Below are 13,633 nucleotides of genomic sequence, written 5' to 3'. Positions count from 1 at the left end.
TCTAGCCTGACGACGTGGACATGGGAGAACTCTCTGAACGCATCAAGTCGAACGACCCCGCCATGGGACTGCGCGCGGTCGGCGCCCTGCACCGGCTGGCCGAGCAGGTCGAAGCCGTCTCCGTGGCCCTGGCCAGGGAGCAGGGGTGGACGTGGGAGCAGATCGGCGACGCGCTCGGCATGTCGCGGCAGTCGGTACACGCGAAGTACGGAAAGTGACGCTAATTACGGCAGGTTAGGAGTGGCATGTTCGGCAAGGAGAAGAGCCCGTTCGCGGTGGTCGTGACCGCGGCGCTGGAAGAGGCCAGGCAGCGCGGCGACCGGCGGCTGGGGACCGAGCATCTGCTGCTCGGGTTGCTGCGCCAGCCGGATCTGGCCCCCGCCCGAGCGCTCGGCGTGGATCTGGAACGGGCGCGGGCGGCACTCGAAGAGCTCGACCGGGCGTCGCTGCGGGCGCTCGGGATCGACGTCGGCGATGTACCGCGGGCACGGCCGCGCAAGCATCCGGCCGTGCCGGGCACCGCGCTGACGTCCAGCGCCCGGGCGGCGATCAACCAGACGATCAAGACGACCACCCGCAAGGTCAGGAACACCGCCGCGCCGGCCCAGCTGCTGCTGGCCCTGCTCGCGCAGGGACGGCCCGATCCGGTGGCCGAGCTGATCGACCAGCTCGGCATCGACCGCGCCGAGGTCCGCGCCCGCCTGGCCGCCTAACCGACCGGCCGGTGCCCTGCCCACGACGACCGACAACCGACCGACCACCGGTGACCGGCCGACCGGCCGCCTAACTGACCGACCGGTGACTGGCCCACCGACAACCGACCGACCGGCTGACCGGCCGAAATCGGGTTGATCGTGCCTCACCCCACTGGCAGGCTCGAACGATGGACCACCGCACGTTCGACGAACTAGTCGCAGAGGCCGAGTCGGTCTCCGTGGACGGCTGGGACTTCTCCTGGCTCGACGGCCGGGCGACGGAGGCCCGCCCCTCCTGGGGATACTCCCGCCGGCTGGCCGGCCGGATGGCCACCGCCGAGGCCACGCTCGACATCGAGACCGGCGGCGGCGAGATCCTGGCCGGGGTCCCGAAGCTCCCGCCGGTCACCGTCGCCACCGAGTCGTGGCCGCCCAACCTCGCCCTGGCCGCCAAGCGGCTGCGCGCCCGCGGCGCCGCGGTGGTGGCCGACGACGAGCTGCCCCGCCTGCCGTTCCGCACGGCGGCCTTCGACCTCGTCGTCAGCCGTCACCCGGTGCGCACCTGGTGGGCCGAGATCGCCCGCGTACTCAGGCCGGGTGGCACCTACTTCTCCCAGCAGGTGGGCGCACGCAGCGTCGCCGAGCTGACCGAATTCTTCATGGGCCCGCAGGACGGCTCCAGCCGCGACCCCGAGAAGGCCAGGGCGGCGGCCGTGCAGGCCGGGCTCACCGTGGTCGATCTGCGGGCCGAGTCGTTGCGGATGGAGTTCCGGGACATCGGCGCGGTGATCTATTTCCTGCGCAAGGTGATCTGGACCGTGCCGGACTTCTCGGTCGACCGCTACCGGAAAGAGCTGCGCGAGCTGCACGAACGCATCCAGGAAGACGGGCCGTTCATCGCCCATTCCACCCGTTTCCTGATCGAGGCCAGAGCCTGACGCGTCGCCCGGCCCCTGCGGCTGGACATCCGACTACCTCCGCGGGCGTACGACGAAAGAGGCCGGACACTCCCCTGGGTGGAGCGCACGACGAGCCCACGGTCCGATGCGCCGGGGCCGCACGGTGGCGATCCTCAACGTATGAACACAATGACGCATTGGGGCTGGGGCGCTGGATTCTGGCCGATCATCCCGGTTCTCTGGGGCCTGTTCTGGGTGGCCGTCGTCGCCCTGGCCGTTCGGACCTGGCAGAAAGGTCGCTGGCACCGTACCGAAGCCGGAGCGACCACGTCCGCGGAGCGGATCCTCGCGGAGCGGTACGCGCGCGGCGAGATGAGCGACGACGAGTACTTCCAGCGGATATCAGTGCTCAAGAGCTGACCCACCCGCCACGGCAAAACCTAAACCGTCACGCGAGTAAAACAACTGTGACTGGCCGCATCCGGTTCGCGACGTTAAGTTGCCTCTAGGGACTGTCGAGAAGTGGGGGCCCTTATGCAGTCGATCGCCCGATTCTGCGGCCAATGCAACTGTGGCTGCCCCGAGTTGTTCGTTGACCGTTCGGCGCCGGAAGAGCGTCAGGTGCTGATCACCGACGACTTCGGGCAGCGGGTGGAGATGAGCCTCGACCAGTTCGGCTCGATCGTCGAGGCGGCCAAGAGCGGAGCGCTGGACGACCTGGCGCTCCGCGGCTGACCGTGCAGGCCATCACCCTGCTCGCCAGCGGGCTCGCCGCCGGGCTGGTGGCGGGGACCGCGTCCTGCACCGCGGTGCAGGGCGGGCTGCTCGTGGGCCTCACCTCGGGCGGCTGCGATGGCGACGAGCGGGGGCCGTCGCGCGATCCCGTGCTCGTGGGGTGGTTCCTGGCGGGTCGGCTGCTCTCCTACGCGGCCGCCGGGGCACTGCTCGGCCTGGCGGGTTCGGCCGTCAGCCTGCCTCCGCAGGCGCGGGCGCTGCTGCTCGTGGCGGCGGGCGTCGCGGTCATCACGTACGCGATCAGACTGCTCCGCCGACGGCAACCCGGCTGCGGGGCCCCCAGGCGGGCGCCCCGGAGCGCGCCGCTGCTGGGCGCGGCCACCATCCTCATCCCCTGCGGGGTGACGCTCGGCATGGAGATGGTCGCGGTCTCCAGTGGCTCGCCGCTGGGCGGCGCGGCGGTGATGACCGGATTCGTGCTCGGCACCGCGCCCGCCTTCGCGCTGCTCGGCTGGGTCCTGCGGCGCGTCTCGCGGACCAGGCTCGCCCGGCTGGCCGGGGTGGCGGCGCTCGCGGCCGGCGTGTGGACGGTCGGCTCGGGTGTCAGCCTGGGCGGCTGGCTCGCGGCTCCGGCAGGTTCGGCGGGACTGGCAGGTTTGGCGGGGCTGGCGGGACTGGCGGGTCCTACGGGCTTGGCGGGTCCGGCGGGCTCGACAGGTTGGGCGGGTCCAGCAGGTTCGGCAGGTTCGGCGGCGTCAGGCGGCGCCTCAGGCGGGGACAGCGCCGGGCAGGGTGCCCATACGGTCACCGTCTGGGCGACCCGCGACGGCTACCGGCCGCAGATCGTGACCGCCCGTGCCGGAGTCCCCATCGAGATCGTCTTCAAGCTGGCCGACCAGGGCTGTACGAGCACGGTCACCATCGCCGGGCGCGACGTCGCCCTTCCCGCGACGGTGCACCTGCCGCCGCAGCGCCCGGGGTCGCTTCGTTACGTATGCGGGATGGGGATGTACAGCGGCTACATCAACTTCTCCTAGTCCCTCGGCGATTACTGTTCGCATTCGCGCGATTACCTGGCACCCTGTGGCCATGGCGTGGTGGCAAGAGGAGGTGGCGGCACCGGCGATTCCGGCGCCACGGGTGGGAGACGAGCCCGAGCTGCTGATGGCCGCTCGGGCCGGCGACCCGCAGGCGGCGCACCGGCTCGGCCGGCTCTGCGCTCAGCGAGGCGACCGCTCGGCGGCCAAGGAGTGGTGGGAACGGGCGGCGGCGGGCGGCAACATCGACAGTGCCTACAACCTCGGCGTCTGGCACGAGAAGCACGGCAGCCTGGAGGAGTCCGTCTCCTGGTACAAACTGGCCGCCGCCACCGGCGACGTCGAGGCCGCGGTCAACCTGGCCACGTTGCTGCTGGAGCAGCGCGGAGACGTGCCGGCCGCCCGGCGCTGGTTCGAGATCGCGGCCCGCGAGGGCTCCCGGACGGCCGCCCGGCGACTGGCGCTGATCTGCGAGGACGCGGGCGAGGTCGCGGCCGCGCGCGAGTGGCACCGCAGAGCGGCCGCCGACGGCGACGCGGCCTCCGCGCACGACCTGGGCTTCCTGGCGTACGCGGCGGGCGAGGACGAGGAGACCCTGCACTGGTGGGAGTGCGCCGCGCGCGGCGGCCACGCCGAGTCGGCCTACTGCCTCGGCCTGCTCCTCCAGGCCAGCCGTGACCCCGAGGGCGCCGGCGCCTACTTCCGGCTGGCCGCCAAGAGCGACCATCCGGGCGCCGCCTCGCAGCTCGGCGGCAGCGCGCTGGCCCACGGAGACCTGCGCACGGCCCGCGCCTGGTTCGAGCGGGCCGCGAGCGCCGGCCGGCTGGCGGACCAGCGGATGGCCGGGTTCGTCTGCGTCGAGCTGGGCGACACCGCCGGAGCCGGCCACTGGTTCGGCCGGGCGGCGGCCAGCGGCGACGCCGAGTCCGCCTTCCACTTCGGGCTGCTGCTCATCGCCGAGTTCAACGACCTGGCGGCCGGTCGGCACTGGTTCCGGCAGGCCGCGCTGGCCGGACATCACCAGGCGGCCATCGAGCTGGCCGGGCTGCTGTCGGCGGCAGGGGAGACGGAGGAGGCCGCGCGGTGGCTGGCCGACCCGCCGCCTCCGTCATGGGACCGGCCGGCCGAGCCCGAACTGGCCGCGCGGGCCGAGCTGGCGGCGTCCGCCACGGGCCGCAGGGGCGGCGTCCCGCTGGCCGTACGCGAGCTGGCCGAGATTCTCGGCACCTGGGACCTGGCGACCAGACCGCTGCACGACCACGCGGACGTGCTGGGCTGGCTGGCCCGGCGCAGCGGCCTGCACGCCAGCGCGATCGAGCACCTGGCGTCGGTGCGCGGCACGTTGCTGCGTCCGGGCAGCGCGCCCTGGCCCAGCCCCGGCGAGATCGACCACGTCCTCGCCACGGCCCGCGACCTGCGACAGCGGCTCGGCGTCCGTTAGCCAAGCCGCTGTGCTCCAAACAGTTGGTCAGGCGGCGAGGACCTCGGTCACCGGCGTGACCGGGAGTTCGAGCGCCTGCGCGACCGGCCCGTTGGTGAGCAGCCCGTCGTAGGTGTTGAGCCCGCCCGCCAGGCCCGCGTCCGCCTTGAGCGCGTCCCGCCAGCCCAGGTCGGCCAGCTTGACGGCGTACGGGAGCGTCGCGTTGGTCAGGGCGTAGGTGGAGGTGTTGGCCACCGAGCCCGGCATGTTCGCCACGCAGTAGAAGATCGATCCGTGCACGGTGTAGGTCGGCTCGGCGTGCGTGGTCGGGCGGGAGTCCTCGAAGCAGCCGCCCTGGTCGATGGCGATGTCGACGAGCACCGAGCCCTTCTTCATGCGCGAGACCAGGTCGTTCGAGACCAGCGTCGGGGCCTTGGCTCCGGGGATCAGGACCGCGCCGATGACCAGGTCGGCGTTCAGCACCTCCCGCTCGATCGCGTACGAGGTGGAGACCAGCGTCTTGAGCCGGCCCTGATAGATGGCGTCGATGAAGCGCAGGCGGTCGACGTTCGTGTCGAGGACGGTGACCTCGGCGCCCATGCCGACGGCGATCTGGGCGGCGTTCAGCCCGGAGACGCCGCCGCCTATCACGACCACCTTGGCCGGGGCCACACCGGGCACCCCGCCCGGCAGCACGCCGCGTCCGCCGTTGAAGCGCATCAGGTTGTACGCCCCCACCTGCGGAGCCAGGCGGCCCGCGACCTCCGACATCGGGGCGAGCAGCGGCAGGCTGTTGCCGACCTGCACGGTCTCGTAGGCGATGCCCGTCGTCTTCGCGCCGAGCAGCGCGTCGGTGCACGGCCGGGAGGCGGCCAGGTGCAGGTAGGTGAACAGCACCAAGCCCTCGCGCAGCCGGTGGTACTCCTCCGCGATGGGCTCCTTGACCTTGAGCACCATCTCCGCCTCGCCCCACACGGCGTCGGCGCTTTCGACGATCTTCGCGCCCGCCGCCAGGTATTCCTCGTCCGGGATGTGCGAGCCCAGGCCCGCGCCGCGCTGAACGGTGACGTCGTGGCCGTGACGGACCAGCTCGTGCACGCCTGCCGGGGTTGCGGCGACTCGGTATTCGTGGTTCTTGACCTCGGCGGGCACGCCGATCTTCATGGCTGATCCTTTCGTTCCTTGAACAGTCGTTAGAGGCGAGCCCACGCTTCCGTGAGCACGTTGCGGAGGATCGACCCGATTTCGTCGAACTCCTTCGGCCCCGCGATCAGCGGCGGCGCGAGCTGGATGACGGGGTCGCCACGGTCGTCGGCGCGGCAGTAGAGCCCGGCCTCGAACAGCGCCTTCGACAGGAACCCACGCAGCAGCCGCTCCGACTCCTCGTCGGTGAACGTCGCCTTGGTGGTCTTGTCCTTGACCAGCTCGATGCCCCAGAAGTAGCCGGAGCCCCGGACGTCGCCGACGATCGGCAGGTCCTTGAGACCGTCGAGGGTGGCCTGGAAGAGCGGCTCGTTCTTGGTGACGTGGCCGAGCAGGTCCTCGCGCTCGAAGATGTCGAGATTGGCCAGCGCCACGGCCGCGGAGACCGGGTGCCCGCCGAAGGTGTAGCCGTGGGCGAACATCTGGTCGCCGCTCTTGAACGGCTCGAACAGCCGGTCGTGCGCGATCATGGCCCCAATGGGCGAGTAGCCGCTGGTCAGGCCCTTGGCGCAGGTGATGATGTCGGGCACGTAGTCGAACTTCTGGCCGCCGAACATCGTGCCGAGCCGGCCGAAGGCGCAGATGACCTCGTCGGAGACGAGCAGCACGTCGTACTCGTCGCAGATCTCGCGCAGCCGCTGCCAGTAGCCGGCCGGCGGCGGGAAGCAGCCGCCGGCGTTCTGCACCGGCTCGGCGAAGACGGCGGCCACCGTGTCGGGGCCCTCCATCTCGATCGCGCGGGCGACGCGGTCGGCGGCCCAGATGCCGTACTCCTCCGGGCTCATCCCCTTGATGCCGCTGATCTCGTCGGCGCGGTAGTAGTTCGTGTTCGGTACCCGCACCGAACCGGGCACGAGCGGCTCGAACATCTGCTTGAACGCCGGGATGCCGGTGATCGACAGGGCGCCCTGCGGGGTGCCGTGGTAGGCGATCTGGCGGCTGATGACCTTGTGCTTGAGCGGCTTGCCGATGAGCTTGTAGTACTGCTTGGCCAGCTTCCAGGCGGACTCGACCGCCTCGCCGCCGCCGGTGGTGAAGAAGACCCTGTTGAGATCGCCGGGGGCCAGGCTCGCGAGCCGCTGTGCCAGCTCGGCCGCCTTCGGGTGCGCGTAGGACCACAGCGGGAAGAAGGCGAGTTCCTGTGCCTGCTTGGCGGCCGCCTCGGCCAGCTCGCTCCGGCCGTGACCGGCTTGGACCACGAAGAGTCCTGCCAGGCCGTCCAGGTAGCGTTTGCCGTGGATGTCGTAGATGTAGGAGCCCTCACCGCGAACGATGGTCGGGATCTCCGCCTGCTGGTAGGCGCTGTGCCTCGTGAAGTGCAACCACAGGTGATCCTGCGCGGCCTTGAGAATCTCGTTTTCCGGCTGCGTCATGATTATCTTCCCTCGTGTCCGATCTCCCCACAGTCTGCATGTTCACCTCGGGTTTGCCAAGCGAAAGCGTCGCAGCAGTGTGCAAGAAAACCGAGATCCGCAGGAACGGTATGTAACAGCTGCGAAATCCGCAGGTAGATGAGTGCGCATGTCATGCCCGTTTCACGGTTTGTGAAGGCTTTGTGATGCAATGAGGCGTTAACCATCGAGAACGACCCCGGGGGACCGTCCGTGACTCCTGACCAGATCGAGAGCGCCGTCGCGGCCGCGATGCCGCAGTCCGTCGAGGACCTCAAGCGGCTCGCCGCCATCCCGTCGGTGGCCTTCCCCGGGCATCCCGAGGAGCCCGTGCTCGCCGCCGCCGCCATGACCGAGGAGCTCCTGCGTAGCACGGGGCTGACGCACGTGCAGCGGGTCGCGGTCGAGGGCAGCTTCCCCGCGGTGTACGGCGAGGTGGCCGCGCCGCCCGGCGCGCCCACGGTGCTGCTCTACGCGCACTATGACGTGCAGCCCGCCGGTGACCCGGCCGCCTGGCGCACCTCGCCGTTCGAGCCGACCCTGATCGACGGCCAGCTGTACGGCCGGGGCACCGCGGACGACAAGTCGGGCATCATCTCGCACGTCACCGCCCTGCGCGCGTTCCAGGGGCAGTTCCCCGTCGGGGTGAAGGTCCTCATCGAGGGCCAGGAGGAGTACGCCGGGGAGCGCCTGGAGGCGTTCGTCGAGCGCAATCCCGACCTGCTGCGGGCCGACGCCATCGTGGTGGCCGACTGCGGCAACCCGCGCCTCGGCGACCCCGCGGTCACCACCTCGCTGCGCGGCATGGCCGCGTTCACCATCGAGGTCCGCACCCTGCGCGAGCCGGTGCACAGCGGCCAGTTCGGCGGCGCCGCCCCCGACGCGCTCTCGGCGCTCATGCGCATGCTGACCTCGCTGCACGACGACAACGGCGACATCCGGGTGCCGGGCCTGCCCCGCGGGACCTTCCTCGGCCAGGGACCGTCGGAGGAGGAGTTCCGCAAGACCGCCGGTGTGCTGGACGGCGTGTCGCTGGTCGGCTCCGGCTCCTTGGCGGACCGCCTGTGGGCGTCGTACGCCATCACCGTGACCGGCATCGACGCGCCCACGGTGTCGGGCGCCATCAACGCGGTCCAGCCCGCGGCCCGCGCCCGCGTCACGGTCCGCATCCCTCCGTCCGGCGATCCCAAGACGACCGTGAACGCGGTGGTCGAGTTCCTGCGGCAGGTCACGCCGTGGGGCGCGCAGGTCTCGTTCGGCGACTACACCGTGGGGTCGGGCTTCCAGGCCGACTCGGGCGGCAAGGCCCGCACGGCGCTCAACCGGGCGATGGAGCGCGCCTTCGGTCGGCCGCCGCGCGACGTCGGGGCGGGCGGGTCGATTCCGCTGGTGAACACGCTGCTGAAGCAGTTCCCCGCGGCGGAGATCCTGCTGTTCGGGGCCGAGGACGAGGAGGCGGCCATCCACGCGCCCAACGAGCGGGTGGACCTGGAGGAGCTGCGCCGCGTCGCCACCGCCGAGGCGCTGTTCCTGCGGGAGCTCAGCCTGCCCTCCGCGCTCGGCGTCTGATTCCCCCTACAACCTCAGCGATCCGCCGCTGCTCCCCGCTACAACCTCAGCGATCCTCCACGCTTGACGGTGCGGATGATGGGGGCCGTCTCCATGGTGGTGACGGCCTCCAGGGCGGCGAGCCGTTCGGTGAGGTAACGGCCGAGGTCCAGTGGGTCGCGGCAGTTCAGGGCCGCGACCAGATTGGTGGGGCCGGTGGTGAGGGCGGCGAAGGCGATCTCGGGATGCCGCGCCAGCGCCGCACCGACCTCGACCGCCTTGGCCGGCGGGGCGGCGATCCACAGCCGGGCCTCGGTGCCGAATCCGAGCGCCGAAGGCGGTACGTCGAGCTGGTAGCTCAGGATTCCCTGGCCGCGTAGCGCGTACAGGCGGCGTTTCACCGTGGTCTCCGACCAGCCGGTGGCGGCGGCCAGCTCGGCGTAGGACGCGCGGCCGTCCAGATTGAGCGCCCGCAGCAGCGCCTTGTCGCCCTCGTCGAGGTCGATCGGGCCGTCTCCGGCCTCGACCGGAGGTGGGCGCAGCCGGTCGGCCTGTTCGGGTGACAGCCAGGCCAGCCCCTGCCAGCCGTCCGGCAGGACGAAATTGCGCAGCAGCAGGTGAGCGGAGACCGAGACGACCCGGCTGGTGCGGGGCAGTTTGTCCAGCAACAGGGCGTCCTGGTCGCGGGTGCCGCGCGTCCGTACGGTGCAGGAGATCTCGGTGCCGCCGGACATCAGGTACACGAAGGACGTATCGTCACGGGCGGCCAGCGCCTTGGCGACCGGCACGGCCGCGTCCGGGGTGCAGCGCAGCCGGATGGTCCACTGGGTGTGCCCCAGCCGAGCGCCGTTGACCAGGCCCGCCACCCGCAGGACACCCTGGCCGCGCAACCGCCGGTAGCGCCGGGCCACGGTGTTCTCCGAGACCCCGAGCACGTCGGCGATCGTCCTGAACGGGGCCCGGCCGTCGATCTGCAACGCGTGAACCAGGCCCCTGTCGACGGTATCCATCCAGACATCCCTGTGCGGTGACGGTTTCCGGCGATCCTAGCCGCCTGAATGGGACGGTTGGACGGTCGTGCGCGACGCTCGTCGCATGAACATCCTCGTCCTCGCCGCCACCGGAAACGTCGGCGGCCAGATCATCACCCAGCTGCGCGAGAGCGGCCACGCCGTACGGGCGGTCACCCGTGATCCGCGCACCGCTCGTTTCCCCGCCGAGGTCGAGGTGACGCGCGGCGACCTGTCCGCGCCGGACACCATCGCGGCCTGCCTGGACGGCATCGACGCGGCGTTCCTGCTCTGGCCGCTGCACACCGGCGAACAGCTGCCCGCCGTGCTCGACGTGATCGCCCGGCGGGCCCGCCGGGTGGTCTTCCTGGGTACGGGCGGTGTTCCCGATCTCAGCTTCGAGGAGCAGGAGAAGCTGGTCCACGGCTGCGGGATCGAGTCCACCATGATCAGGCCGAGCACCTTCGCGGTGAACACGTTGTGGTGGGCCGACCAGATCCGGGCCGGTGACGTCGTCGAGGGGGCTTACGGCGAGCTGCCGATGTCCCTGATCCATGAGGCCGACATGGCGGCCGTCGCGGTCCGCGCCCTCACCGAGCCGGGGCACGACGGCGCCACCTACACCTTGACCGGCCCGGAGGTACTCACACAGGCCGAGCAGGTCCGCGTCATCGGCGAGGCGCTGGGCCGGCCGCTGCGCTGGCGGGAGCTCACCCGCGAGCAGGCCCGAGAGCGGCTGCTGGCCGACGAGAGCTTCCCCGACTCCTTCGTCGACGTGCTGCTCGACGGCTACGCCGCCATGCTCGCCGGGCCGCCCCCAGTGCTGACCGCCACCGTCAATGACGTCACCGGGGCCCCGGCACGATCCCTGCGCCAATGGGCCATGGACCACGCGGCCGACTTCAGCTGACGGGGGCTGACAGGGTGAGCGGGGGGCGGGCGCACCGGATTGACACCTATGTCACCGGACGTCAGTTTTGATTTATGGAGGAGTTTCGCATGGTGCGCGAATTCTCGCTCGCGACCGCTGCCCGATTATTCAGCCCACTCATCCTGTTGGTCCCGGTATGCCTGATGCTCCCGGGCTCTCATGTCGCATGGGGGTTGACCGCCGCGGTAATGGCGATGCTCGCCATTGGCGTACGGCTGGCCTGGCACCGGCAGATGGCCGCCGACACGGTCGTACGTTTCTCCGCTCAAGGCGTGGAGATGGAAGACGCGTACGGGTCACGCGTACGCCTGGCATGGCGGCACATTGAGCGCGTCGATGTCGTGGAAAGTCGAGTGCCGAGCCCGCGCACCATCGCCGAGGCGGACCGGATTTATGTCCGGACCGGAACCAGGAAATGCATCGGCGTGGTCGGCTGGGGGGAATATGAGGTTTCTCCCAGCGCTCCTGGCTGGTTGTTGTGCCATCTGGAACGGATGCCGGTCGACCCGGCGACGGGATTACAGAAACTGAGCATTCCCCTTGGCGTGGTCGACCCACTGTGGGAACACGGGCCGATGGGCGATCGGGTCCGCCACCACCGGCCCGATCTGCTGGCCGGCGATCAGCTCCGGGTCAGCGTGGGAGGCGACGGAAGGCTCTGAGATCAGGCGTCGGCGTCCTCGAGCAACGTGCGGATGAGCGGTACGGCCAGGCGGAGGACATCGTCGAGGTCGGCCTCGGCCAGGTCGGGCATGCGCACCAGGTGGCGGTGGACGGTGATGCCAAACATCATCGCGCCCGCCAGCGCCGCCCGCAGGCGCGCGTCGGGACCGTGGACCCCGGCCGCGATCCGGTCGATCGCCTCCGAGGTCACGTGTTCGCGGAGCAGCTGGGCGGCTTCCTGGCTGGTCATGCTGGTGCGCAGGAGTACGGCCATCGGGCTGTCGGGGACGGCGGCCCAGCGCTCGAGCATGGCGCGCAGGTAGTTTTCGGCGGAGCGGCCCGGGTCGTCGGTGGTCAGGGAGTCGACGTCGAGGCAAAGGTCGAGCGACTCCCGGAACAGTTGCTGCTTGGTGCCGAAGTATTGGATGACCGAGGACTTGTCGACGTCCGCCTCGGCCGCGATCGCGCGGATGGTGGCGCGTTCGTAGCCGACCTCGCCGAAGGTGCGGCGGGCGGCCTCCAGGATCCGGCGGCGAGTGCGCTGGCCCTTGCTCTCGTTCTCCCACGCCTGGCCGGCGATCTCATCGGTCGACATGGGCCCACCACCTCCTGCTGGCCTCCGATGGTAACGGGCTCAGGCACCACCAGAGGCCGGGCAGGGCGTCGGGTCGAGCGGATCTAGCGGACCTCCTCGATGGACGAAGGGAACTGCCCCGCCATCAGCTCGCCCATCCTGCGCTGCAGCGACTCGGAGTCGTTGAGATGCGGGAACGGCTCATCGGGAACCTCGACGTCCAGGAACTCGCACAACGGCTCCCACCCCTGGCGCACGTCGAACACCAGGAGCCGGCTCGCGGGCAGGCTCGCCTCGACGGTGGCCCGGTGGCGCTCGAACGCCTCGATGGCGACCTTCTCGTCGGGCATGCCGCCCATGGGGGTCCAGCCCTGGCCGAAGGTGTCCTCCCCGATCGCGCTCAGCACCGGCTGCATCTTCTGCATCCCCTCGAAGATCTTCGCCGCGGCGGGTGGCAGCGTCGACGGGTCCATGGACATGGTCCGGCCGGGGCCGTTGGAGAAGAGATTCTGCATGCTGACGTACCAGCGAGCGGGGTCGCGGACGGTCAGGATGACCTTGGCGTCGGGGTAGGCCGCCGCCTGCTCGCGCCAGAACCCGCTGGCCGGCCAGTCCTGGGCCGACTGGTAGCCGTCGAACACCTGGTCCCAGTCCACCGGCTCTCCGGAGGTGACTTTCACCCACCGGTCGGCGTGCTCGGGCTTGGTCAGGATCTCGAACATGTGGTAGCAGGGGCCGAAGCCGAGCCGCTCCAGCGCGGCCTTCATCGAGCTGGTTCCGGTACGCGGGAACCCCGCGCCGATCACTTTCAGCATTGCTGTGCCTCCCGTTTCCAGCGGCTGACGCGCGCCTCTGGCTGAGAGTAAAGGACTAGCCCACAGATCTCAACGCTTGTACATTTTTTCCCATTATGGCCGGGTCGGTGCCGCTTTTGGCCGCGCTTTTGGTCGCGCTTTTGGGCGGGTCAGCGCCTGCCGGCCGTCCCGTACCTGAGCAGGTCGAGCAGCCGCGCGGACTGGTCCGAGCCGGTCAGCGCTATCGCGTTGGCGAGGGTCATCAGCTCGCGGACGGTCAGGTCGGCGCGGACCTCGCCCGCGTCCTGGGCCCTGATGAGCAGGGCAGAGGCGGTGGCCAGCATCTTCTCGTGCCACTCGCCGAACAGCGCCGAGCCGTCGCGCGGGAGTTCCAGCGCCAGGTCGCGCTTGCCGGCGACGTGCGCGACGAAGGCGCCCAGCCACTCGTGCAACGCGTCGCCCGGCGAACCGGCCGCCAGGAGGGCGTCGCCGCTCTCGCACAGCTCGGTCACCTCGTCGGCGTAGACGGCGATGATCAGATCCTGGCGGGTCGGGAAGTGCCGGTACATCGTCGCGTTGCCGACCCCGGCATGGCGGGCGACGTCGTCGAGCGGCACGTCCACGCCGCGCTCGGCGAACAGCTTCCTGGCCGCGGCCAGGACCGCGTCGTGGTTGCGGCGCGCGTCCGCCCGCCTGGGGCGCTCTGCCGGCATACGGCTCAGCCTAGCCGCGC

General features: G+C 70.7%; 15 protein-coding genes. 9 read left to right on the top strand and 6 right to left on the bottom strand.

Annotation, left to right across the window (positions count from 1 at the left end; genetic code table 11):
- Positions 1–20 precede the first annotated feature (20 nt).
- From ACGFJ2_RS06670 to ACGFJ2_RS06645, 6 genes are all read left to right on the top strand, one after another.
- Positions 21–218, top strand: a complete 198-nt coding sequence (locus ACGFJ2_RS06670) for a helix-turn-helix domain-containing protein (protein WP_214633670.1) — start codon at positions 21–23, stop codon at positions 216–218.
- A 27-nt stretch (positions 219–245) separates the two neighbouring features.
- Positions 246–713 (top strand): Clp protease N-terminal domain-containing protein, encoded by a 468-nt coding sequence (locus ACGFJ2_RS06665; protein WP_357949390.1) that lies wholly within the window; start codon positions 246–248, stop codon positions 711–713.
- 170 nt (positions 714–883) lie between these two features.
- The gene (locus ACGFJ2_RS06660; RefSeq protein WP_393465467.1) at positions 884–1,633 is read left to right on the top strand and encodes a class I SAM-dependent methyltransferase; all 750 of its coding nucleotides are present in this window, start codon (positions 884–886) and stop codon (positions 1,631–1,633) included.
- Positions 1,634–1,774: 141 nt separating this feature from the next.
- The gene (locus ACGFJ2_RS06655; RefSeq protein ID WP_358180005.1) at positions 1,775–2,014 is read left to right on the top strand and encodes a hypothetical protein; all 240 of its coding nucleotides are present in this window, start codon (positions 1,775–1,777) and stop codon (positions 2,012–2,014) included.
- A 317-nt stretch (positions 2,015–2,331) separates the two neighbouring features.
- Positions 2,332–3,366, top strand: a complete 1,035-nt coding sequence (locus ACGFJ2_RS06650; protein ID WP_393465464.1) for a sulfite exporter TauE/SafE family protein — start codon at positions 2,332–2,334, stop codon at positions 3,364–3,366.
- 52 nt (positions 3,367–3,418) lie between these two features.
- On the top strand, positions 3,419–4,807 hold the full coding sequence (locus tag ACGFJ2_RS06645) for a tetratricopeptide repeat protein (RefSeq protein ID WP_357949378.1): 1,389 nt from the start codon (positions 3,419–3,421) through the stop codon (positions 4,805–4,807).
- 27 nt (positions 4,808–4,834) lie between these two features.
- On the opposite strand, the gene ald is transcribed toward ACGFJ2_RS06645, so the two are convergent.
- Both ald and ACGFJ2_RS06635 read right to left on the bottom strand, forming a co-directional pair.
- Positions 4,835–5,950, bottom strand: coding sequence for an alanine dehydrogenase (gene ald / locus ACGFJ2_RS06640; RefSeq protein WP_357949376.1), 1,116 nt, complete (start codon positions 5,948–5,950; stop codon positions 4,835–4,837).
- Positions 5,951–5,979: 29 nt separating this feature from the next.
- Positions 5,980–7,362 carry an aspartate aminotransferase family protein gene (locus ACGFJ2_RS06635; protein ID WP_357949373.1) on the bottom strand — a complete coding sequence of 461 codons (1,383 nt, stop codon included), beginning with the start codon at positions 7,360–7,362 and terminating at the stop codon, positions 5,980–5,982.
- A gap of 231 nt (positions 7,363–7,593) precedes the next feature.
- On the opposite strand from ACGFJ2_RS06635, the gene ACGFJ2_RS06630 reads away from it, so the two are divergent.
- The gene (locus ACGFJ2_RS06630; RefSeq protein WP_357949370.1) at positions 7,594–8,949 is read left to right on the top strand and encodes a dipeptidase; all 1,356 of its coding nucleotides are present in this window, start codon (positions 7,594–7,596) and stop codon (positions 8,947–8,949) included.
- 38 nt (positions 8,950–8,987) lie between these two features.
- Here the strand turns inward: ACGFJ2_RS06630 and ACGFJ2_RS06625 are convergent, their stop codons facing one another.
- Complete coding sequence (locus tag ACGFJ2_RS06625) at positions 8,988–9,938, bottom strand: Lrp/AsnC family transcriptional regulator (RefSeq protein ID WP_357949367.1); 951 nt, start codon at positions 9,936–9,938, stop codon at positions 8,988–8,990.
- 85 nt (positions 9,939–10,023) lie between these two features.
- Between ACGFJ2_RS06625 and ACGFJ2_RS06620 the strand changes: the two genes are divergently transcribed.
- A complete protein-coding gene (locus ACGFJ2_RS06620; RefSeq protein WP_393465459.1) occupies positions 10,024–10,848 on the top strand; it encodes an NAD(P)H-binding protein in 825 nt (274 codons plus the stop codon).
- A gap of 89 nt (positions 10,849–10,937) precedes the next feature.
- Positions 10,938–11,531: a hypothetical protein gene (locus ACGFJ2_RS06615; RefSeq protein ID WP_357949362.1), complete on the top strand. Its 594-nt coding sequence runs from the start codon at positions 10,938–10,940 to the stop codon at positions 11,529–11,531.
- A 2-nt stretch (positions 11,532–11,533) separates the two neighbouring features.
- Here the strand turns inward: ACGFJ2_RS06615 and ACGFJ2_RS06610 are convergent, their stop codons facing one another.
- The 3 genes from ACGFJ2_RS06610 to ACGFJ2_RS06600 form a co-directional block, all read right to left on the bottom strand.
- Entirely contained in the window at positions 11,534–12,127 is a 594-nt protein-coding gene (locus ACGFJ2_RS06610) for a TetR family transcriptional regulator (RefSeq protein WP_357949358.1), read from the bottom strand.
- 83 nt (positions 12,128–12,210) lie between these two features.
- Complete coding sequence (locus tag ACGFJ2_RS06605) at positions 12,211–12,921, bottom strand: sulfotransferase family protein (protein ID WP_357949356.1); 711 nt, start codon at positions 12,919–12,921, stop codon at positions 12,211–12,213.
- Positions 12,922–13,070: 149 nt separating this feature from the next.
- Positions 13,071–13,613 (bottom strand): TetR/AcrR family transcriptional regulator, encoded by a 543-nt coding sequence (locus ACGFJ2_RS06600; protein ID WP_393465455.1) that lies wholly within the window; start codon positions 13,611–13,613, stop codon positions 13,071–13,073.
- Positions 13,614–13,633 lie beyond the last annotated feature (20 nt).

It is taken from the genome of Nonomuraea sp. NPDC049028, assembly GCF_043197735.1.
In the GTDB taxonomy this organism is placed as follows: Bacteria; Actinomycetota; Actinomycetes; order Streptosporangiales; family Streptosporangiaceae; genus Nonomuraea.
This window is presented reverse-complemented; position numbering and strand designations above follow the sequence as displayed.